The following is a 22,227-nucleotide window of genomic DNA, read 5'->3' as shown; positions in this document are numbered from 1 at the left end:
CGCTTGTCTTGTTACAACGTCTCATCTACCGAGCCCGCGTTCACCATCACGCGGAGGATGCGATGCGGGCTGTCCTGCTTGCCACTGCCATGGGCCTCGCGCTCCCGGCTGCTGCCGGGGAGGCGCCGCCGGCCGACACCCACGTGGACTCGAACCCCGAGATCGTGGTGACGGCGCCCTATCCGCGCGAGACCTTCTTCGTGCTCTCGGGAGTCTCGATCCTTGCCGGCACGCCGCTTGCGCGCGAGACGCGCCCGACGCTCGGCGAGACGCTCGCCCGCCTGCCGGGCGTGTCCTCCACCTACTTCGGCCCCAATGCCGCGCGGCCGGTGCTTCGCGGCCTCCAGGGCGAGCGGGTTCGTGTGCTCACCGACGGCATCGGCAGCTTCGACGTCTCGAACACCAGCGTCGACCATGCGGTGGCCCTTTCGCCGTTCGCTGCCGACCGGATCGAGGTCATCCGCGGGCCCGAGGTGCTTCTGTACGGCTCGTCTGCGATCGGCGGGGTGGTCAACAGCCTCGACCGGCGCATCCCGCGCGGGGTGCCCGAGGCCGGGTTCCACGTCGATGCGCTCGGCGGCTTTGCCAGCGCCGCCAAGGAGGCGACGCTTGCCGGCAGCCTCGATGTCGCGGTTGCGCCCCGGTTCGTCGTGCATGTCGACGGGAGCTTCCTCGACGTGCGCGACCTGGCGGTTGGCGGGTTCGTCTATTCGCGCGCCGTCCGCGAGGAAGCCGCCGCCGCGGGCCTCGACCCGGAGGAGTTCAATCTGCGCAGCCGTCTGCCCAACAGCCAGGCGAAGACCTGGGACGTGGCGGGCGGCGCCACCTGGTTCTTCGCCAGCGACTCCTCTGTCGGCGTCTCGGTCACCAGGCTCGAGAGCCGCTACGGCGTGCCCAACCGGCTCGCGCTCGGCCACGACCACCATCACGACCACCATCACGAGCACGAGCACCACCACGCGCACGAGGACATCAGCCTCGACATGCGCCAGACTCGCGTCGACCTCCGCCTCGATGCGGCGCTCGGGCAGGGGTTCCTCGAGCGCGTGCGCCTGCGGGGCGGCTTTGCCGACTATGTGCACGACGAGATCGAGGACATGGGCGAGATCGGCACCACCTTCGCCTCCAAGGCCGGCGAGATGCGCCTCGAGCTGGTGCAGCGCGAGGCGGGAGGCTGGAAGGGCGCGAGCGGTGTCCAGTTCCTGTCCCGCCGGCTCGATGCCCGGGGCGAGGAGGCCTACATCCCCGAAAACCGCACGCGGCAGTTCGGGCTGTTCACGCTCCAGGAGTTCGACCTCGGGGCGCTGCGGGCGGAGGTCTCTGGCCGCTACGAGCGCAGCGAGGTCCGCTCGGAGGCAGTCGGGTTCGACCGCGGCTTCAACGCCTTCTCCGCTTCCGTCGGCGCCTCCGTGCCGGTCGGCCCGAGGCTCCGGGCCGGCGTCGCCTTCACCCATGCCGAGCGCGCGCCGGCCGCCGAGGAGCTGCTCGCGGATGGCCCGCACTTCGCCACCCAGGCCTTCGAGGTCGGGGACCCGACGCTTGCCAGGGAGCGGTCGAACGGGGTCGAGGCCACCTTGCGCGGCCGGGGAGAGGGCTGGCGGGCCGATCTCGCCGTCTACCACAGCCGCTTTGGCAACTTCATCTTCCTGAGCCCCACCGGCGACGAGGAGGACGGGCTGCCGGTCTTCGCCTTTGGCGAGGATCGGGCGCGCTTCACCGGCTTCGAGCTGGATGGCGAGCTCAGGCTGGCGCGCTTCGGCAGCACCGAGCTGCGCGGCACGTTCCTTGCCGACTGGGTGCGGGCGACGCTCTCCGGCGGAGGCCCGGTGCCGCAGATCCCGCCGTTGCGCGTGCTGGCCGGGCTTGAGGCCGATCACGGCCTCTTCACCGGCCGGATCGAGGTGGAGCACGCGACCGCGCAGGAGCGGGTGGCGGCCTTCGAACGGCCGACCGATGCCTGGACCATGCTCAACCTCTCGGTCGGCTGGAAGCCATGGGGGCGGGAGAGCCGGTCCCTCCTCCTCGTGCAGGCGAACAACCTGACCAACGCCGATGCCCGCCGCCACGCGAGTGCCATCAAGGACTTCGCCCCGCTCGCGGGGCGCGACGTGCGCCTGTCCGCCCGCGTCAGCTTCTGACCTGCGCGAACCGGCTCAGAGCTGCTGCGGGTCGGCGGTCAGCTCGAGGGTGAGCCAGAGGTCCGCGCGCGCGACTCCGGTTGCGTCGGCCACCGCCGCGTCCATGGCGGTGCGCAGCCGGTCCACCTCGCCGACGGTTGGGGCCATGTCGGGCGGGGCAAGGAGCACCACCTCGACGAAGAGCGCGCGGCCCGACTTCTCGATGTGCGTCTCGAAGGCGGGAAAGCCCCGGCCCTCCACCACCCGGCCGACGGCCGAGCGCACCGCCTCGTCGAGCGCTGGCGGGACCACGGCGAAGATTTCGAGGAAGGCCGCGCGCGCCTCGCCAAGCGGCATCGGCAGGAGGAGAAGGGCGAGCACGGCGAGGATGGCCGGGTCGGCATAGGGTGCGAGCCACTGGAGCGGCGTGCCCTCGACGAGAAGCGCGGTCGCGAAGGCGGCAAGCAGGGTGGCGGTGATGAGGCCCGACATGAGCCAGGCGGTGACGTCGAGCCGGACGAGCCCCGAGTCGATCCGCTCGGCCTCGCGCCGCATCCACCCCCACATGACGAAGCAGATGAGCGCCACGGCAGCCGCATAGGCGAGCCCGAGCCCGAAGTCGGGCAGGTAGCCGCCGCGGAGGATGGCCGCGACCGAGGCCGCGAGCGCGTAGCCGACGGCAAGCAGGAGGAGGCTCGCCTTGAGCCCGATGACGAGCGGCTCGAGGTGCCAGAAGCCGAACTGGAAGCGTCGGTTGCCGCCTGCCGGGATCAGCCGGGCAACCACGAGGGTGAGCCAGGTGACGGCCGCGTCGATGAGCGAGAACACGCCGTCGAACACGATCGCCGTCGAGTTCGCGAGGAAGCCCATGCCGATGCCGAGCAGCGCGATGAGGAGGGTCGCCAGCACCGAGGCGCGCAGCAGCCGCGCCTCGAGCTCCGAGCGCAGCCGCATGACCCGGGTGATCGAGACCATCCGCGGCTCCCCCGCCTGACCCCGGCGGCCTCCATGGCGGCTCAGCCGCCGTGGAGGAAGTGGATCACGTCGCCGTCCTGCACCACATAGGCCTTGCCTTCCGCGCGCAGCCTTCCGGCCTCGCGGGCGCGAGCCTCGCCGCCGAGCGTGACATAGTCGTCGTAGGCGATGACCTCGGCGCGGATGAACTTCGCCTCGAAGTCGCTGTGGATGACGCCCGCCGCCTCGGGCGCCGTTGCGCCGCGGCGCACCGTCCAGGCGCGCGCTTCCTTCGGCCCTGCCGTGAAGAAGGTGACGAGGCCAAGGAGATCGTAGCCGGCGCGGATGACGCGGGCGAGGCCGGTCTCGGCAAGGCCCAGGTCGGCGAGGAAGGCCGCCCGCTCTTCCGGGGGGAGGGTCGCGATCTCGGCCTCGATCGCCGCCGAGACGGTGACGCAGCCGGCGCCCTCGGCCCGCGCCTTTGCCTCGACACGCGCTGCATGGGCGTTGCCGCTTGCAGCAGCCGCTTCCTCGACATTGCAGACATAGAGCACCGGCTTGGCGGTGAGCAGCTGGGCCTGCGCAAGGTGCCGCGCCTCATCCGCGTCGCGGGGAACGGCCTGGCGCGCCGGCCTGCCCGCGCGGAGCAGCTCGAGCGCTTCGGCGAGGATGCGGGCTGCCGCCTTCGCCTCCTTGTCTCCGGCTTGCGCCTTCTTCTGGAGCGTAGGCACGCGGCGCTCGAGGCTCTCGAGGTCGGCGAGCATGAGCTCGGTCTCGACCGTCTCGGCGTCCGCGAGCGGGTCCACCCGGCCCTCGACGTGGGTGATGTCGGCTGATTCGAAGCAGCGCAGCACGTGGACGATCGCGTCCACCTCGCGGATGTTGGCGAGGAACTGGTTGCCGAGCCCCTCGCCCTTCGACGCTCCGCGCACGAGGCCGGCGATGTCGACGAAGGCAAGGCTCGTCGGCACCACCCGCGCCGAGCCGGCGATCCGCGCGATGGTCTCGAGCCGCGGGTCGGGCACGGCCACCTGGCCGACGTTGGGCTCGATGGTGCAGAAGGGGTAGTTGGCGGCCTCGGCCGCCGCCGTCTCGGTCAGCGCGTTGAAGAGCGTGGACTTCCCCACGTTCGGAAGACCGACGATGCCGCAGCGGAACCCCATTGCCCCCTCCGTGTCAGGCGGCCCGGCCCTGGCGGAGCGCCAGGTCGTTCATGAAGCGCACGGCATCTCCCTCGGCGAGGAGCGGTGCGAGCGCGGCGATGTCGTCGAGGAGGGCGGCGAGCTGCCCTTCCTCCGCCTTCGCCCAGTTGCCGAGCACGTGCGGCGTCACGCGGTCGCGATGGCCGGGGTGGCCGATGCCGATGCGCACGCGCACGAAGTCCGGCCCGATGTGGGCGGCGATGGACTTCAGCCCATTGTGACCGGCCGTTCCGCCGCCTGCCTTCACACGGACCTGGAAGGGCGCAAGGTCGAGCTCGTCGTGGAAGACGGTGACGTCTCCGGCGTCGAGCTTCAGGTAGCGCACTGCCTGGCCCACGCTCCGCCCGCTCTCGTTCATGAAGGTCATCGGCTTCAGGAGCATGACGCGCGTGGACCCAAGGCGCCCCTCGCTGGCATGGCCCTCGAAGCGCGCGCGCCAGGCCGGGAAGCCGTGCGCGGCGTGGATGGCATCGACCGCCATGAAGCCGACGTTGTGGCGGTGGTGCGCGTAGGCCGGGCCGGGGTTCCCCAGCCCGGCGAACAGGCGCACGCTCAGCCCTCGGCCCCGCCCTCGGCCGCGGCTTCCTCGGACTTGAGGCCCGAGGGCGCCACGATGGTGGCGATGGTGAAGTCGCGCTCGATGACCGGCCGCGCACCCTCCGGCAGGGTCACGGCCGAGATGTGGATCGAGGTGCCGATGTCATAGCCGGTCACGTCGACCACGAGGGAATCGGGGATCCGGTCGGCCGGAACCTTCAGCTCGACCTCGTGGCGCACGACGTTCAGGACGCCGCCGCGCTTGAGACCCGGCGAGGCGGCCTCGTTCACGAAGGTGACCGGAACCGCGACCGTCACGGTCGAATCCGCCGCAATCCGGAAGAAGTCGGCGTGGATGGGCCGGTCGGTCACCACGTGGAACTGGACGTCGCGCGGCAGCGTGCGGTGGAGCTGGCCATCCACCTCGATCTCGACGACCGAATTCATGAAGTGGCCGGTGGCCAGCTGCTTCACCAGCAGCTTCTCCTCGACATGGATGGCAAGCGGCGGCTCCTTGCCGCCGTAGATGACCGCGGGCACGCGGCCTTGCCGGCGCATCGCGCGGGAGGCTCCCTTGCCAACCTTCGCGCGTGCTTCCGCCGGCAGCGTCAGCACTTCGGACATGTTCGACTCCATCTGGCCCCGCCGCCTCCAGGGTGCGGCCGGGGCCGCGGCGCCATAGGCGAAGGGGCCGGGGCACGCAAGCGGGCGCGGCCCTGGCGTGAACGGCGGCGCCTCGACCGGTGCGGGCGGGCTGCAAGTGCGTTGCGGAAACCCCTTGCCTCGCCGCTTGTCTGCCGCTAGCTGCAATCGAGAACAACTTGCAAGAAGGGGACTCCATGCATTGTCACGCCCACGCCGCCTGCCTTCTTCTGGCGCTTGCGGCGCCTGCCGCAGGCGAAGCGCGGGCCGGCCCCGCCGCCGCAGCGGGAACTGCGGTCGCGGGTGGATCGGCCGAGGCGACGGCGGCCGACGACGGAGCGACTGCCCCCGCTCCCGTCACCCTGTCGCTCGCTGCCGCCTCCACCCCTGCGGACATCATCGTCATCGGCGACCCGGAGCGGCTCTTCGAGATCTCGGGCTCGGCTGCGATCGTCACCCGCGAGGACCTGCTCCGCTCGCGCGTCTTTACGGTGAACGAGGCGCTGCGGCAGGTGCCGGGCGTCTTCCCGCGCGAGGAGGAGGGCGCCGGCATGCGCCCCAACATCGGCATCCGGGGCCTGAGCCCGACGCGCTCGACCAAGGTGCTGCTGCTTGAGGACGGCATCCCGCTCGCCTTCGCCCCCTATGGCGACAACGCCACCTACTACCACCCGCCGATCGAGCGGTTCGATCGGGTCGAGGTGCTCAAAGGGGCGTCGCAGATCCGCTTCGGGCCGCAGACGATCGGTGGGGTCATCAACTACATCACGCCCGCGCTTCCCGACCGGCTCACGGTCGAGGGTGGCGCCCAGGGCGGCAACCTCGGCACCTGGGCGGTCGACGGCAGGGTCGGCGGGCCGTTCGCGGGTGGGAAACTCCTGTTCCAGGGCGTCCACAAGGAGTCCGATGGTGCCCGCGAAAACCAGAAGCTCCGCTTCACCGACCTTTTCCTGAAGGGCGCGTGGGACCTCGGCGAGCGCCAGTCGCTGACCCTCAAGGTCTCGCGCTTCGAGGAGGGAAGCCGGGTCACCTATTCCGGCCTCCGCCGCGACGAGTTCGCCGCCGACCCGCGCCAGAACCCCTTCGTGAACGACCGGTTCGACACGGTGCGCTGGGGCGCGAGCCTTGCCCACCGCGCCGAGCTTGCCGAAGGTGTCGAGCTGCGGACCACCGGCTACTATTTCCACTTCGCCCGCGACTGGTGGCGCCAGTCCTCGAACTCGGGCCAGCGCCCGAACGACGCCTCCGACCCGGCCTGCGGCGGCATGGCGAACCTCTCGACCGGCTGCGGCAACGAGGGCCGGCTGCGCGCCTATGACACCTGGGGCATCGAGACGCGGCTCACCCTCGACCACGCCCGCGCGCTCGGCGGGCGCATCGGCGGCGAGACCGAGGTGGGCCTCAGGTGGCACAGCGAGGACCAGGCCCGCCGCCAGTGGAACGGCGACACGCCGACCGCGCGGACGCCCGGCACTGGCATCAACGCCGGCGTGCGCGAGAACAACCTGCGCGAGGCGCGCGCGTTCTCGGGCTTCGTCCAGTCGCGGCTCGACTTCGGCCGGCTCGCCCTCATTCCCGGCGTGCGCGGCGAGCTCGTGGACTACACGCGGATCAACCTTCCCGTGGACGTCATCGCCGGCGGCCGGCCGACGGGTGCGAAGACCGCGATCACGAGCGCCTCGACCCGGCTGTCCAAGGTCATCCCGGGCTTCGGCCTCACCTACGACCTTGCCGACCGCCTCCTTCTCTACGGCGGCATCCACCGCGGCTTCGCCCCGCCGCGCGTCGAGGACATCCTGACGGTGACGGGCGGCTCGCTCGATCTTGAGCCCGAGCTCTCGTGGAACGCCGAGCTCGGCATCCGCGGCGACATCGGCCGCGGCGCCTTCGTCGACCTCGCGCTCTTCAACCTCGACTTTTCGAACCAGATCGTGCCGGCCTCGGTCGCCGGCGGGGTGGGGGCGACGCTGACTTCGGCCGGGGAGACCCTCCACCGCGGGCTCGAGTTCGCCGGGAGCTGGTCGAGCCAGGCTGCCGGCCTCACCCGCGAGACCAACGTCTACGGCCGCGCGGCCGTCACCTGGGTCGCGACCGCGCGCTACGCCTCGACCCGCATTGCCACGCCGCCCTGCTTCGACGGGCGAACGCCGGGAACCCCGGTTGCAACCGGCGCGGGGCCACGGCCCTGCGGGGTGGCGACCGACGTCGAGGGCAACCGCCTGCCCTACAGCCCGGAGTGGATGCTGAACGCGGCGCTCGGCATCGAGCGCCGGGGCGCGCGGGTGCAGGTGGAGGTGGTGGGCCAGGGGGCCGTCTTCGCCGATGACGTGAACCTCATCCCCGTCACGCCCGACGGCCAGCGCGGCCGAATCCCCGGCTGGGCGGAGGTGAACCTCGCCGCCTCCTATGGGCCGCCGGAGGGCAACTGGGAGGTCTTCGCCACCGTCAAGAACGTGGCCGACAGGCTCATCGTGGTGGACCGCGCCCGGGGCATCCTCCCCGGCATGCCGCGCCTCGTTCAGGCCGGCGCGCGGGTGAAGTTCTAGCCGCCTCGTCTGGCCGCCTCGGGCGACCGAAAGGAAAGGGGGCGCGGAGCAGGTCCGCGCCCCCGGATGCCTGATGCGAGGTGCTCAGGCCGCGGCCAGCGCCCGGCGGCGGCGCAGGCCGGCGCCCACGAGGCCGAAGCCGGCGATCATCATCGCCCAGGTTCCGGGCTCGGGGATGGCGCCCGGAACCCGCATGGCGGTCAGGATCGCGCTCTTGACCGAGGTGTTGTCGATGTAGCGGCCGTCGTTGTGGCCGAGGATCGCGGCAAGCCCCGGGTCGATCCCGACGACCCGCTTCTCGAACGCCCGGGCACCAACGCCATGCGCCCAGAAGAGCGTGTTCTCGTTGGTGTGGGTGCCATAGTGCCAGCGCACCCCCGGCAGCACGCCCTGGCCCCGGTTCTCGATCGGCTGGAACGCGACGAGGTGCGAGTCCGGGCCCATCGGCATGCCGTTGCCGTGGTCGGTGAGCACGATGATGAGCGTCTCGTCCCACGAGGACCGGGTGTTGACCCAGTTGACCGCAGCGGCGACGGCGCGGTTGAAGTCCACTTGCTCCTCGATGATGCGGCCGGTGTTGTTGGCGTGCGCCATCCAGTCAACGGCGCCGCCCTCGACCATGAGGAAGAAGCCCTTGGACGAGGCGGTCGAGAGGTGGTTGATGGCACCGATCGTCATCGTCTCGAGCGTCGGCACCGAGCCGATGAAGGCGACGCCCGAGGGGTTGGCCGGATCGGCGCCGGCAACCGCCGCGCTGCGGTTGGCCTGAAGCGTGTCTCCCGTGCGGGCGAGCCCGAAGAGCGGGCCGGCGAAGCTGATCGCGCCGCTGGCGAGCGCCTCGAAGTCGGCCTTCGTCTCGATGAAGTTCCAGCCCGCGCTGCCGTCGGCAAGGGCATTGTACTGGGCGACCGACATATAGGTCGTGCCCGGCGTCGACCGCGCCTGGCCGCTGCTGTTGTACCAGGGGTGGCCGCCGCCCATGATGAGGTCGAGCGCGCCGCCCTCGATCATCTGCTGGGCGATCTGGTGGTAGTTGTTGCGGCTGATGTTCTGGGCGCCGAAGGCAGCCGGGGTGGCGTGGGTGAAGGGCACCGAGCTGATCGCTCCGGTCGCAAAGCCTTCGGCCTTCAGTCGCTGGGTGATGAACGGCACGGGGTTGCCGAAGTCGTCGAAGTTGATGGCGTTGTTGTAGGTCTTGATGCCGGCGGCAAGCGCGGTGCCGGCGGCGGCCGAGTCGGTGTAGTCGGCCTTGACGTACTGGTAGCCCCGGAAGTGGTTGGGCGGGCCGACCGGGGTCGTGTCCCAGGCGACCGCAGGGTCATAGCTGATCTGCGGAAGGCCGGTGCCCGTCGGGGTGACCGAGGTGTTGAGCGGATAGGTCGTCATGCCGAGCTTGACCGCGAAGCTGTCATAGGGCTGCAGGCCCTTGGCGCCATGCTGCCAGTAGCTCGCCATGTCCCAGGTGCCCCAGCTGGCACCGTCGGAAATGAAGAGGATCACGTTCTTGGCCCGGGGCGCGGGCGAGGAGGCGACGGCCGGCAGGGCTGGCGCCAGGAGCGCGAGCGCAAGACCGGCACGGAGGATCGAAGTCGACATCGGGTGCTCCAACTGTTGCGGATGCCGTGCGGTACGAGCGACGCCCCCACCGCTCCGACCTTCTGAACATGCATTAAGGATGTTTCGCGACGTTGACCGGCCGGTGACTCCGCGATGACGGCGGTGCGCTGCCGTGGCTGGGCCGGTCAGTTCCGGCGGCGCGGCGCCCGGGCGGGCGCGGGGGGTGGCAGCAGCACGCGCTCGGGCGCAAGGCCATAGCGGCGCTCGAGGAGGTCGACGAGGTTGCCGGGGCCTGCGAGGTGCCCGGCGCCGACGGCCAAGAAGACCCGCCCGGGCTTCTGCATCCGCTCGGCGATCCAGGCCGCCCAGCGCGCGTTCCGGTCGCCGAGCAGCATCTGCTTCAGCATGGGCGAGCCCTCGAAGTCGCGGTTGATCCGCTCGGCCAGCCGGTCCTTCCGGCCGGCAAGCCAGTCGGCGACCATCGCCTCGGTCTCGGCCCGGGAGTCGGCCAGGCCGTCGAGCGTGGCGACGAGGAAGAGCCGCTGGTCGGCCTCGGACAGCGCGTCGAAGTAGGTGAGCTGCTGCTCCACCGTCTCGAGGCCTTCGACCGGGATTTTGCGGAGGCGGGCCCGCTCGATCAGCACTGCCTCCACCCCGATCGCCGGGTCGAGACCGTTCGCCGCCGACTGGAGGTTGGCGAGCGTGAGCGCCACGAACCAGGTCTTGAAGCCGTCGAGCGGGCCGGGCTTCAGGCGCGCGAGCGCGGCCTCGAGCGCCGGCCGGCTGGTCTCGGGCACGCGGGCCGCCACCGGCTCGGGCTGCGGGCGACGGGCCATGCGGAGCGTGAGGCCCATCATCGCGACGGGATCGCCGGGGAGCACCGTCTCGAGGATAAGGAGATCGGCGCGGTCGAGCGCGTCGACGACATGCGGGCGGAACCAGCCGGTGCCGCGGGGCAGTGCGTGCACGGTTCCGAAGATGTGGATGGTCGTGTCCTCATCCGCGAGCACCCAGAGCGCGGGCGTCGCCGGCTCGGGCGCGGGCCGGGCCGCAGCCGCCCCGCCTGCCGCAAGGAGCAGCCCGAGGACGAGGAGGAGGAGCCTCACGCCGCCGCCGGCACCTTCTTCGGCCAGTACCGGTCCTTGAGCAGCCGCTTGTAGAGCTTGCCGGTCTCGTGGCGGGGGAGCTCGGGGTCGAAGTCCACGCTCTTCGGGCACTTGATGGGCGACAGCCGCGCCCGGCAGTAGGCGATGAGCTCGGCCTCGAGCTCGGGGCCTGCATCGGCCCAGTTGCGCGGCTGGACCACCGCCTTCACCGCCTCGCCCAGCTCCTCGTCGGGGACTCCGATGACGGCCACGTCGGCCACCTTCTCGTGCATCACCAGCACGTTCTCGGTTTCCTGCGGGTAGACGTTCACGCCGCCCGAGATGATCATGTAGCTCGCCCGGTCGGTGAGGTAGAGGTAGCCGTCCTCGTCGACGTAGCCGATGTCGCCGAAGGTGGCGCCATGCTCGCCGGTGACTTCGGCGGTCTTCTCCGGCGCGTTGTGGTAGGAGACCGGCGGGCCGCCGTGGAAGAAGATCCGCCCCTCCCGGCCAGGGGGCAGCAGATTTCCTTCCTCGTCGACGATGCGGATCTCACCGAGCAGCGCCTTGCCCACGCTCCCCTTCTTCCTGAGCCACTCCTCGGGGCCGATGGCCGTGAACCCTGCGCCTTCGGTGGCCGAATAATATTCGAAGATGCGCGGCCCCAGCCAGTCGATCATCTTCTCCTTGACTTCGATGGGGCAGGGGGCCGCCGCGTGGACGATGGCCTTCAGCGACGAAAGGTCGTAGCGCGTGCGCACCTCCTCGGGCAGCTTCAGCATGCGGACGAACATGGTGGGCACCACCTGGCTGTGCGTCACCCGGTGGCGCTCGATGAGGGCGAGGTAGAATTCGGGGTCGAACTTCTCCATCACGATGACGGTGCCGCCGAACTGGTGCACGGCCATGCAGTAGCGCAGCGGCGCGGCGTGGTAGAGCGGCGCAGGCGAGAGGTAGACCGTCTCGGGGCCGAAGCCATAGAGGTGGGAGACCAGCATGAGGAGCGCGTTCGGCTGGTCGATCGGGCCTTCGGGCAGCGGCCCGGTAATGCCCTTGGGCCGGCCGGTGGTGCCGCTGGAATAGAGCATGTCGCGGCCCGAGCTCTCGTCGGCGATGCGGGTGGCCGGCTGGGCGGCGAGGCTGTCCTCGAGGCTGGCGAAGCCCGGGATCTCGCCGCCGCGGGCGAAGCGGTGGGGCACCTCGGGCAGCGCCCGTGCCACCCCCTCGAGCTCGGCCGAGACGACGAGGAGCTTCGCCCCCGAATCCGACACGATGTACCCCGCCTCGTCGGCCGTCAGCTTGGTCGAGATGCAGGTGAACACGAGGCCCGAGCGCTGGGCCGCCCAACAGAGCGGCAGGAAGTCGATGCAGTTGAGGAGCATGTAGGCAACCGTGTCGCCCCTCTTCAGGCCGCAGGCGCGGAACAGCTGGGCGGCCTGGTTCGAGCGCGCCTCGAGCTCGGCGTAGGTGAGCGACTTGCCGGTGCCGGCCATGATCACGGCGGGCTTTTCGGGCGTGGCTGCGGCATGATGGAACGGGTGCACGGTCTCTCCTCCTTCGGCCGCCTTGTCGTCGGCCACGGGGCCCTTGGCAAGCGGGAACCGGCGCGGCCGAGGGGTGTCCGTGCCCAGCGGGGTGACCGTGGCAACAGGGAGGTGCGCGCCGCGGTCCGCCGTGCCAAGGGGAGCCGGAGGGAGCCCGCCCATGCCCGTCTTCACCCGCACCTGCCACATCTGCGAGGCCAATTGCGGCCTCCTCGTCGAGCTGGAGGACGGCCGCGTCGTCTCGATCAAGGGCGACCCCGACGACGTGCTCTCGCAAGGGCACATCTGCCCCAAGGCAACGGCGATCGCCGACATCGAGGCCGACCCCGACCGGCTGCGCACGCCCTTAAAGCGCGTCGGGGGCGACTGGGTGCCCGTCTCGTGGGAGGAGGCCTTCGCCGACATCGGCGCCCGCTACGCCAGCCTCAAGGCGCGGGGCTTCGAGGGCGCGCTCTACATCGGCAACCCGAGCGCCCACAATTACAGCCTGGGCATGGCCTTCCCGGGGCTCAAGAAGGCGCTCGGCACGCCCAACGTCTTCTCCGCCTCGACCGTCGACCAGATCCCGCAGCAGCTGGTGAACATGCTCATGTTCGGCCACAATGCGCTCTGGCCCATCCCCGACATCGACCGGACCCGGCTCATGGTCATCGTCGGCGCCAACCCCTTCGCCTCGAACGGCTCGACCTGGACGGTGCCGGGGGTGCGCGCGCGGGTGAAGGCGCTGCAGGCGCGCGGGGGCCGGCTCGTTGTCGTCGATCCGCGCCGCACCGAGACGGCGGAAACCGCCGATGCCCACCTCTTCATCCGCCCGGGCACGGACGCGGCCTTCCTTGCCGCGCTCCTCCTCGCCCTCGACGAGGCGGGGCTCGTGCGGCCCGGCCGGCTGGCGACGTTTCTCGACGGGCTCGAGGCTGCGCTGGCCGCCCTGCGCCGGTTCGCGATTGCCGACCTTGCCGCCTTCTCGGGCGTGGCCGAGGCCGAGATCCGCGCGCTCGCCGGGGCCCTCGGTTCGGGGGAGCCGGCCGTGGTCTACGGCCGCATGGGCGTATCGACCGCCGCCTTCGGGACGCTCAACCACTGGCTGATCCAGCTCTTGAACATCGCGACCGGCAATCTCGACCGGGAGGGCGGCGCCATGTTCTCCTCGCCCGCCATCGATCTTGTTGCCGGCTCGGGGCCGGGCAACCGCGGCCGCTACCGCAGCCGCGTCTCCGGTCACCCCGAGCTTCTCGGCGAGTTCCCGGTGGTGGCGCTCGCCGAGGAAATCACCACCCCTGGCGAAGGGCAGGTGAAGGCGCTGGTCGTCGTCGCGGGCAACCCGGTCCTGTCCTGCCCCGACGGCGGCGCGCTCGACCGGGCGCTCCAGACGCTCGAGCTCATGGTCTCGGTCGACATGTACGTCACCGAGACCAGCCGCCACGCCCACTACATCCTCCCGCCCTGCGGGCCGCTTTCCAAGGACCATTACCCGCTCGCGCTGGGGCCGATCGCGGTCAGGAACTTCGCCAAATATTCGCCCGTCCTTCTGCCGGTGCCCGAGGGCGAGAAGACCGACTGGGAGATCGTGACCGAGCTTGCCCGCGCGATCGCGGGAGCACGCGGGCTTCCCCCCCAGAACCCGGTGCCGCCGCGGGTGATGCTCGATGGCATGCTGAAGCGCGGCGGGCTCAGCCTCGCGGCGCTCGAGGCCGCGCCCCACGGCCTTGACCTTGGGCCGCTCGAGCCTGGGCGGCTGCCGGGGCGCCTGCGCGAGGGCGTCATCCGCTGCGCGCCCGCCGAATGCCTTGCCGATCTCGACCGGCTGGCCGCAGCCCTGGCCGAGCCGGCGCACGGCCTCCTTCTCATCGGCCGGCGCCACATCCGCTCGAACAACAGCTGGCTGCACAATGCGCGCCGCCTCATGAAAGGACCGGAGCGCTGCACGCTCATGATCCACCCCGAGGACGCTCGCGCGCGGGGGATCGCCGATGGCGACCGGGTGCGCGTCTCGAGCAGCGCGGGCGCCGTCGAGGTGCCGGCCGAAGTGACGGAGGCCATCATGCCCGGCACCGTCTCGCTGCCCCATGGCTACGGCCACGGCCGCGCCGGAGTCCGGCTCTCGGTCGCGCGGGAGCGTCCGGGCGCCTCCATCAACGATCTGACGCGGCGCGACCGCTTCGACCCGCTCTCAGGGAACGCCGCCTTCAGCGGCACGCCGGTCGAGGTCGTGGCCGCCTGAGGCGTTCGGGCTTCGGGCTTTCATTGGCGCGCGGCAGCCGCTAACGCCCGCGCCCGTGGCCCTGCCTGCCAGCTTCCAGGACTTGATCCTCGCGCTCCACGCCTACTGGGGCGCCCGCGGCTGCGCCATTCTCCAGCCCTACGACATGGAGATGGGGGCCGGCACGTTTCACCCGGCGACGGCTCTTCGCGCGCTGGGGCCGCGCCCGTGGAAGGCCGCCTATGTCCAGCCCTGCCGCCGCCCCGGCGACGGCCGCTACGGCGAGAACCCCAACCGGCTCCAGCACTACTACCAGTATCAGGTGATCCTGAAGCCGGCGCCCGCCGACATCCTCGAGCAGTATCTGGGCTCGCTCGCCGCGATCGGCCTTGACCCGGCGGTCAACGACATCCGCTTCGTCGAGGACGACTGGGAAAGCCCGACGCTCGGCGCCTGGGGCCTCGGCTGGGAAGTCTGGTGCAACGGGATGGAGGTGACGCAGTTCACCTATTTCCAGCAGGTTGGCGGCCATGACTGCAACCCGGTTGCAGGCGAGATCACCTACGGGCTCGAGCGGCTTGCCATGTACATCTTCGGCATCGACCGGGTCTATGACCTGCCGTTCAACCGGGAGGGCCTGACCTACGGCGATGTCTTCCTCGAGGCGGAGCGGCAGTTCTCGGCCTACAACTTCGAGAAGGCCGACACGGAGATGCTCTTCGACGGGTTTCGCAAGGCGGCCGCCGAGTGCCGCGCGCTCGTCGAGGCCGGGCTGCCGCTTCCGGCCTATGACCAGGCCATCCGGGCGAGCCACCTGTTCAACCTGCTCGACGCGCGCGGGGTCATCTCGGTTGCCGAGCGGCAGGCCACGATCGGCCGGGTGCGCGACCTCGTGAAGGCGGTTGCCGATTGCCTCGTCGCGCGGGAGCAGGCGGGTGGCTGACTTCCTCCTCGAGCTGCTCACCGAGGAGATTCCGGCCCGCATGCAGCCGGAAGCCGCCGTGCAGCTTGGCGAGCGGTTCCGGACCCTCCTCGACAAGGCGGGTCTGCAGGCCGAGGCGGTGGAGACCTACGTCACCCCCCGTCGCCTTGCGCTCCTCGCCCGCGGCCTGCCGCCGGCGAGCGCACCCGTGGTCGAGGAGCGGCGCGGCCCGCGGGCCGATGCGCCCGACGCGGCGATCGCCGGGTTCCTGAAATCGACCGGGCTCGCCCGCGACCAGCTCGAGGAGCGGGAGACCGACCGGGGCCGGTTCCTGTTTGCGACCCTCCGGCGCGAGGGCGAGCCCACGGCTGCCCTGCTGGCCGAGCGGCTGCCGGCGCTCCTTGCCGGCTTCGCCTGGCCGAAGGCGATGCGCTTCGAGCCGACCGGCTTCCGCTGGGTGCGGCCCCTGCGCGGCATCGTGGCCCTTCTCGACGGCGAGGTCGTGCCCTTCGCGGTGGCAGGCGTCGCTTCGGGCCGGGAGACGATGGGCCACCGCGTCATGGGCGGCGGCACGGCCCTTCGCATCGACTCGCCCCGCACCCACGCCGCGCAGCTCGAGGCTGCGTTCGTCCTGCTCGATGCCGAGGCGCGCAAGGCCCGCATCCGCGAGGGTGCGCGCAAGGCGGCAGCCGCAGCCGGCCTCGCGCTCGTCGAGGACGAGGGGCTGGTCGCCGAGAACGCGGGCCTTGCCGAATGGCCGGTGCCGCTGCTCGGCCGCTTCGACCCGGCCTTCCTTGCCGTGCCGCCGGAGCTTCTCGTGCTCACCATGAAGGTGAACCAGAAATATTTCGCCTGCGTCGATGCCAGGGGACAGCTGGCGCCGGCCTTCGTGTGCATTGCCAACCTCGAGGCGCCCGACGGCGGCCGGGCGATCGTGGCGGGCAACGAGCGGGTGCTGGCGGCAAGGCTCGCCGATGCCCGCTTCTTCTGGGAGCAGGACGTGAAGGTGCCGCTGGATGCGCAGGCGGCGAAGCTCTCCGGCATCCTCTTCCACGAGAAGCTCGGGACCATGGCCGAGAAGGTCGAGCGGGTCGCGAGGCTGGCGCGCTGGCTGGTCGAGACCCACCCCGGGCAGTTCCCGGGCGCGACCCCCGGTCTTGTCGAGCGGGCCGCGCGGCTGGCAAAGGCCGACCTGGTGACGGGAACGGTGGGCGAGTTCCCCGAGCTTCAGGGGGTCATCGGCGCCCACATCGCGGACGCGCAGGGCGAGCCGGCGGAAGTGGTCGCCGCCTTGCGGCAGCACTACGCCCCCGTGCCGGAGGGAAGCGTACCGGTGGCGGTCGCGCTCGCCGACCGGGTGGACACGCTCCTGGCATTCTTTAGTGTTAGCCTCATACCATCGGGTTCAAAAGATCCGTTTGCCTTGCGTAGAGCAGCGCTCGCGTCACTTGATATTATCATTGGCCATTCTCTACGAATGGATATTCTCAAGGTTTTCGAATTTCATTTTCTGAATGTGATAAGTACTATAGCGACTCAAGCTGCAAGACAAAGCGATTTGTTTTCTAACTTAAAAATTCTTGAGGAAAATCTCCCGGATTGGAGCAGGAACTCGAGTTATCGTGACGCCATCGAAGCGCTGGGTTTGACGTCAATCTACTTTGAGTATAATGTTGATGCAACTCAGCAGCTACTGACTTTTCTCGCCGAGCGCCTCAAGGTCCGCGAGCGGGATGCCGGGGTGCGGCACGATCTCATCGACGCCGTGTTCGCGCTCGGCCACGAGGACGACCTCGTCCGCCTGCTTGCCCGGGTGCGCGCGCTCCAGGCCTTCGTCGAGACGAAGGAGGGGGAGAATCTGCTGGCCGGCTTCCGCCGCGCGGCGAATATCCTGAAGGCGGAGGAGAAGAAGGACGGCCCGCACGACGGGCCCGTCGCGCCCGCCCTCCTCGTCGAGCCTGCCGAGCGCGCGCTCGACACCGCGCTCGAAGGCGCGCAGGCCGCGGTCAGAGCCGCCGTCAACGCGGAGGACTTCACCGCCGCCATGCAGACCCTCGCCGCGCTCCGGCCCTTCGTCGACCGGTTCTTCGACACCGTCACCGTCAACGCCGATGACCCCGGCCTGCGCCGCAACCGGCTTGCACTGCTTGCCAAGCTGCGGGCCACCGCTGCGCTCGTCGCCGATTTCTCGAAGGTGGAAGGCTGATGCCCGACCGTCTCGTCGTTCCGTTCGGCGGCAATGCCGCCCCTGCCCACTGGCTCGGCAAGGCGCACCTCGGCGGCAAGGGCGCGAACCTGTGCGAGATGGCGGCGATCGGCCTCCCCGTGCCGCCTGGCTTCGTGATCCCGACCCCGGTCTGCGCGCGCTATCACGAGGCGGGCGGGCGGCTGCCGGAGGCGCTCCTCGCGAAGCTTCCCGAGGGGCTCGCGCACATCGAGGCGGCGGTCGGGGCGCGCTTCGGCGACCCGGCCAACCCGCTCCTCGTCTCGGTGCGCTCGGGCGCGCGGGTCTCCATGCCGGGCATGATGGACACGGTCCTGAACCTCGGCCTCAACCGCGAGACGGTCGAGGGCCTCGCGCGGCGCTCGGGCAACCGCCGCTTCGCCTACGACAGCTTCCGCCGCTTCATCCAGATGTATGCCGACGTCGTCCTCGGGCTCGACCACTATCTCTTCGAGGATGCGCTCGAGCTCATGAAGGACGACCGCGGCGTCACCCTCGACACCGCGCTGACCGAGGCCGACCTCGAGGCGCTCGTCGGCCAGTATCTGGAGATCGTCGCCAAGGAGCGGGGCGAGCCCTTCCCGATGGACCCCATGGCCCAGCTCGAGGGCGCGGTTGCGGCCGTGTTCGGCTCGTGGCGCTCCGAGCGCGCGACCGTCTACCGGCGGCTCAACGACATCCCCGAGGAATGGGGCACGGCCGTCACCGTCCAGGCGATGATCTTCGGCAACATGGGCGAGACCTCGGCCACGGGGGTGGCCTTCACCCGTGACCCGGCGACCGGCGAGCGGGCGATCTACGGCGAGTATCTGGTGAATGCGCAAGGAGAAGACGTGGTCGCCGGGATCCGCACGCCCCAGTATCTGACGAAGGCAGCGCGCGAGCGGGCAGGTGCGGCAGGCGCCTCCATGGAAGAGACCATGCCCGAGGTCTTCAAGGAGCTCTCGCAGGTCTTCACGCTGCTCGAGCGCCACTACCGCGACATGCAGGACATCGAGTTCACCGTGCAGGAGGGGCGGCTCTTCATCCTCCAGACACGAAGCGGCAAGCGGACCGCCAGGGCCGCGCTCCGCATCGCCTGCGACATGGTGGCAGAAGGTCTCATCGGCGAGGACGAGGCGGTCCGCCGGGTCGACCCGGCCGTCCTCGACCAGCTCCTCCACCCCACCCTCGATCCGAAGGCCGAGCGGCAGGTCATCGCAACCGGCCTTCCGGCCTCGCCGGGCGCGGCCTCGGGCGCGATCGTGCTCGACTCGGCGGAGGCCGAGCGGCGGGCCGGGCTGGGCGAGACGGTCATCCTCGTCCGCGTGGAAACGAGCCCCGAGGACATCGCCGGGATGCACGCGGCGAGGGGAATCCTCACCGCCCGGGGCGGCATGACAAGCCATGCTGCCGTCGTCGCCCGCGGCATGGGCCGCCCGTGCGTCTCGGGCGCTGGCGGGATTGCCATCGACCCCGAGACCCGCACCGTCCGCGCCGGCAGCCACGTGCTCAAGGAAGGCGATATCATCACGCTCGACGGCGCGACCGGCGAGGTGATGCTGGGCGAGGTGCCCACCATCGAGCCGGAGCTTTCGGGCGACTTCGCGACGCTCATGGCCTGGGCCGACCGCCACCGCCGCCTCAAGGTCCGCGCCAACGCCGAGACTCCGGCCGACTGTCGCGTCGCCCGCCAGTTCGGCGCCGAGGGCATCGGCCTTGCGCGGACCGAGCACATGTTCTTCGACCCCGACCGGATCGGCCTGGTGCGGGCCATGATCCTCGCGGCCGACGAGGCGGCGCGCGCGCCCATCCTCGCGCGGCTGCTGCCCCTGCAGCGCGCCGACTTCGCCGAGATGTTCGCGGTGATGGCGGGGCTTCCCGTCACCATCCGCCTGCTCGACCCGCCGCTCCACGAGTTCCTGCCCCAGCGCGAGGCCGACTATGCCGAGGTTGCCGAGGCGAGCGGAGTCTCGGTCGCTGGCCTCAAACGCCGGGTTGCCGAGCTCCATGAGATGAACCCCATGCTGGGGCACCGGGGGTGCCGGCTCGGGGTCACCTACCCCGACATCTACGCGATGCAGACGCGCGCCATCCTCGAGGCGGCGCTCCAGCAGGCCGATCCGCCGGTTCCGGAGATCATGATCCCGCTCGTTGCCACCCGCCGCGAGCTCGACCTCATGAAGGCCGTGGTGGACGAGACGGCGGAGGCCGTGTTCGCCGAGGCAGGGCGGCGCATTCCCTATCTGGTCGGCACCATGATCGAGCTGCCGCGCGCCGCCCTTGTTGCCGACTCGATCGCCGAGACGGCCGAGTTCTTCAGCTTCGGCACCAACGATCTCACCCAGACCACGCTCGGCATCTCGCGCGACGATGCCGCGCGCTTCCTCGCCACCTATGTCGAGAAGGGCATTTACCCCAAGGACCCGTTCGTCACTCTCGACGTCGATGGCGTCGGCCAGCTGGTGCGCCTCGCCGTCGAGCGCGGGCGGGGCGCGCGGCCCGACCTCAAGCTCGGCATCTGCGGCGAGCATGGCGGCGACCCGGCCTCGATCCGCTTCGTTGCCGGTCTCGGCCTCGATTATGTGAGCTGCTCGCCCTGGCGCGTGCCCATCGCCCGGCTCGCCGCTGCCCAGGCCGCGCTTGCCGACTGAGCCGCCGCGGCTTCCGGCGGCCGGCGCGGTTGGCACGCTGGCCATGGCCGACGGCACGCCGGTGCGCACCTTCCTCCTGCCGCACGCGGTTCCGCTGGCCCGCCTCCTGCTGCTGAACGGCCGGGCCGACTTCTTCGAGAAATGGGCGCGCCTCTTCGCCGAGCTGCACGACCTCGGCTTCGCGCTCGCCGCCTTCGACTGGCGCGGCCAGGGCCGCTCCGGCGGCAAGCCGGCCAATGGCGCCGGGCACATTTCAAGCTTCGACCTCTGGCTCGACGATCTCGACCGGCTCGTGCCCTGGGCGTGCGCCGCGCTCGGCGGCGAGGTGCTCCTCCTTGCCCACTCGATGGGCGGGCATCTGGCACTCCGCTGGCTGGCCGACGGGCGGGGCCGCGTGCCGGCGCTCGTGCTCACCGCGCCCTTCTGCGGCTTTGCCCTGCCCAGACCGGTCATGGCGGTCCTCGCGGCACTGGCACGGCGGCAGGTGCGGCGAGGCCGGGCCGAGGCCTATGCCCCGGGGCAGAAGCCCTGGGGAGCCCACCGGATGGACCGCGCGCGGGCCACGATCCTGACGTCGGACACCGGCCGCTTCGCCGAGGAGGGGAGCGCGGTCGAGGCCGACCCCGCGCTGGCGGTGGGCGGCGTGTCCTGGGGCTGGATTGCGGCCGCAGAGACAAGCCTCGCCCGGCTCCACGCCGCACCGCTCGAAAGGCTCGCCACGCCCACCCTCATGCTCCTTGCCGAGCGCGAGCGCCTCGTCTCGAACCGGGCGGCGCGCGCCGTCGCTGCCCGGCTTCCCGCCTGCACCGCGGAGACGGTGCCGGGCGCCGCCCACGAGATCCTGCGCGAGGCAGATGCGCCGCGCCGCTTCGCCCTCTCCCGCATCCGCGCTTTTGCGGCTAGGCACGCGCCATGACCCGGTTCGACATCGCCATCGCTGGCGCCGGGATCGCCGGGGCGAGCCTCGCCTACGCGCTTCTCGCGCGCGCGCCGGGCCTTTCGATCCTGCTGCTCGAAGCGGAGGACCAGCCGGGCTACCACACGACCGGCCGCTCGGCGGCCTTCTATGCCGAAACCTACGGCGGGCCCGACGTGCAGCCGCTGACGACCGCCTCCAAGGCCTTCTTCCAGAAGCCGCCGCCCGGTTTTGCCGAGACGGCGATCCTCTCACCGCGGGGCGCGCTCCACGTGGCGCACGCCGATGCGCTCGGCACGCTCGAGGCCCTCGAGCAGGTGTTCGAGGCGGGGCACGTTGCCTTCCAGCGGCTGGGGCCCGAGGGGATCGCAGCCAAGGCCCCCTTCCTCCGCGACGCATGGCGGGTGACCGCCATCTGGGAGCCGGGCTGCGCCGACATCGACGTGGCCGCGCTCCACCAGGCCTATCTCCGCTCGGCGAAGCGCGCGGGCGCCACGCTTGTCACCGGCGCCCGGCTGACGCGGGCCGAGCGGCGAGGCGATGGCTGGGCGCTTGCCACCAGCGCCGGCGACTTTGCGGCCGGCCGGCTCGTCGATGCCGCCGGCGCCTGGGGGGACGCGGTGGCAGAGGCCGCGGGCGTCGCCCCCATCGGCCTTGCGCCGCTCCGGCGCACCATCGTCGTCACCGAAGTCCGGCCCGAGGCGCCCGCCGACATGCCGGTGGTGATGGACGCTGGCGGAAGCCTCTACTTCAAGCCCGATGCCGGCCGGCTCTGGATCTCGCCCCACGACGAGACGCCCGACGTGCCCCACGATGTCCAGCCCGACGAGATGGACATGGCGGTCGCGCTCGACCGGTTCGAGCAGATGTGCGACTGGCCCATCCGCCGGCTGGCGTCGAAGTGGGCGGGCTTGCGGACCTTCGCGCCCGACCGCCTGCCCGTCATCGGCCCCGACCCCGGGGAGCCTGCCTTCTTCTGGTGCGTCGGCCAGGGCGGCTGGGGAATCCAGACCGCGCCGGCAGCTTCCGCCCTGGGTGCTGCGCTGCTGCTTGGCGAGGATCCGGGCGAGGGGTACGCCCGCTACCTGCCGGACCGGTTCCGACACGCATTGCCAGAGCCCCCCACATCTTGTTAGCCCTACGCTTCG

At 71.1% G+C, this 22,227-nt stretch carries 14 protein-coding genes and 2 pseudogenes; 8 read left to right on the top strand and 8 right to left on the bottom strand.

From position 1 onward, the window contains the following. The first annotated feature begins 62 nt into the window (after positions 1–62). A complete protein-coding gene (locus H3H34_RS09485; RefSeq protein ID WP_194745047.1) occupies positions 63–2,138 on the top strand; it encodes a TonB-dependent receptor in 2,076 nt (691 codons plus the stop codon). A gap of 15 nt (positions 2,139–2,153) precedes the next feature. Here H3H34_RS09485 and H3H34_RS09480 read toward each other — a convergent pair whose 3' ends face one another. Genes H3H34_RS09480 through H3H34_RS09465 form a run of 4 tightly spaced genes read right to left on the bottom strand, consistent with a single transcriptional unit; the run spans position 2,154 to position 5,434 of the window. Then, entirely contained in the window at positions 2,154–3,092 is a 939-nt protein-coding gene (locus H3H34_RS09480; protein WP_194745046.1) for a cation diffusion facilitator family transporter, read from the bottom strand. 41 nt (positions 3,093–3,133) lie between these two features. Beyond that, positions 3,134–4,234, bottom strand: a complete 1,101-nt coding sequence (gene ychF / locus H3H34_RS09475) for a redox-regulated ATPase YchF (RefSeq protein ID WP_194745045.1) — start codon at positions 4,232–4,234, stop codon at positions 3,134–3,136. A 13-nt stretch (positions 4,235–4,247) separates the two neighbouring features. After that, a complete protein-coding gene (gene pth, locus H3H34_RS09470; protein ID WP_194745044.1) occupies positions 4,248–4,823 on the bottom strand; it encodes an aminoacyl-tRNA hydrolase in 576 nt (191 codons plus the stop codon). A gap of 2 nt (positions 4,824–4,825) precedes the next feature. After that, on the bottom strand, positions 4,826–5,434 hold the full coding sequence (locus H3H34_RS09465) for a 50S ribosomal protein L25/general stress protein Ctc (RefSeq protein WP_194745043.1): 609 nt from the start codon (positions 5,432–5,434) through the stop codon (positions 4,826–4,828). Between the two features lie 215 nt (positions 5,435–5,649). Here H3H34_RS09465 and H3H34_RS09460 point away from each other — a divergent pair, with 215 nt between their 5' ends. Further along, complete coding sequence (locus tag H3H34_RS09460; RefSeq protein ID WP_194745042.1) at positions 5,650–7,998, top strand: TonB-dependent receptor family protein; 2,349 nt, start codon at positions 5,650–5,652, stop codon at positions 7,996–7,998. Positions 7,999–8,082: 84 nt separating this feature from the next. On the opposite strand, the pseudogene H3H34_RS14175 reads toward H3H34_RS09460, so the two are convergent. From H3H34_RS14175 to H3H34_RS09445, 4 genes and pseudogenes are all read right to left on the bottom strand, one after another. After that, positions 8,083–8,181 (bottom strand): annotated as a pseudogene (locus H3H34_RS14175) (PEPxxWA-CTERM sorting domain-containing protein); the annotation flags it as partial. 270 nt (positions 8,182–8,451) lie between these two features. After that, positions 8,452–9,384: pseudogene (locus H3H34_RS14170) on the bottom strand (alkaline phosphatase); the annotation flags it as partial. Positions 9,385–9,740: 356 nt separating this feature from the next. Next, positions 9,741–10,661, bottom strand: coding sequence for a TraB/GumN family protein (locus H3H34_RS09450; RefSeq protein ID WP_194745040.1), 921 nt, complete (start codon positions 10,659–10,661; stop codon positions 9,741–9,743). After that, positions 10,658–12,184, bottom strand: coding sequence for an acyl-CoA synthetase (locus H3H34_RS09445; protein WP_194745240.1), 1,527 nt, complete (start codon positions 12,182–12,184; stop codon positions 10,658–10,660). Before H3H34_RS09445 ends, H3H34_RS09450 begins: the two co-directional genes overlap by 4 nt. 160 nt (positions 12,185–12,344) lie before the next feature. Between H3H34_RS09445 and H3H34_RS09440 the strand changes: the two genes are divergently transcribed. The 6 genes from H3H34_RS09440 to H3H34_RS09415 are packed head-to-tail and all read left to right on the top strand — an operon-like array spanning position 12,345 to position 22,215. After that, the gene (locus tag H3H34_RS09440) at positions 12,345–14,405 is read left to right on the top strand and encodes a molybdopterin oxidoreductase family protein (RefSeq protein WP_194751907.1); all 2,061 of its coding nucleotides are present in this window, start codon (positions 12,345–12,347) and stop codon (positions 14,403–14,405) included. 55 nt (positions 14,406–14,460) lie between these two features. Continuing rightward, on the top strand, positions 14,461–15,327 hold the full coding sequence (locus H3H34_RS09435) for a glycine--tRNA ligase subunit alpha (protein ID WP_194745038.1): 867 nt from the start codon (positions 14,461–14,463) through the stop codon (positions 15,325–15,327). After that, positions 15,320–17,512, top strand: coding sequence for a glycine--tRNA ligase subunit beta (gene glyS / locus H3H34_RS09430; protein ID WP_194745037.1), 2,193 nt, complete (start codon positions 15,320–15,322; stop codon positions 17,510–17,512). The genes H3H34_RS09435 and glyS overlap by 8 nt, the downstream gene beginning before the upstream one ends. Further along, positions 17,512–20,163 (top strand): pyruvate, phosphate dikinase, encoded by a 2,652-nt coding sequence (ppdK, locus tag H3H34_RS09425; RefSeq protein WP_194745036.1) that lies wholly within the window; start codon positions 17,512–17,514, stop codon positions 20,161–20,163. The genes glyS and ppdK overlap by 1 nt, the downstream gene beginning before the upstream one ends. Continuing rightward, positions 20,153–21,079, top strand: a complete 927-nt coding sequence (locus H3H34_RS09420; protein ID WP_194745035.1) for an alpha/beta fold hydrolase — start codon at positions 20,153–20,155, stop codon at positions 21,077–21,079. Before ppdK ends, H3H34_RS09420 begins: the two co-directional genes overlap by 11 nt. Then, positions 21,076–22,215, top strand: a complete 1,140-nt coding sequence (locus tag H3H34_RS09415; RefSeq protein WP_194745034.1) for an NAD(P)/FAD-dependent oxidoreductase — start codon at positions 21,076–21,078, stop codon at positions 22,213–22,215. Before H3H34_RS09420 ends, H3H34_RS09415 begins: the two co-directional genes overlap by 4 nt. Positions 22,216–22,227 lie beyond the last annotated feature (12 nt).

Source organism: Thermaurantiacus tibetensis, from assembly GCF_015354055.1.
Lineage (GTDB): Bacteria > Pseudomonadota > Alphaproteobacteria > Sphingomonadales > Sphingomonadaceae > Thermaurantiacus > Thermaurantiacus tibetensis.
This window is presented reverse-complemented; position numbering and strand designations above follow the sequence as displayed.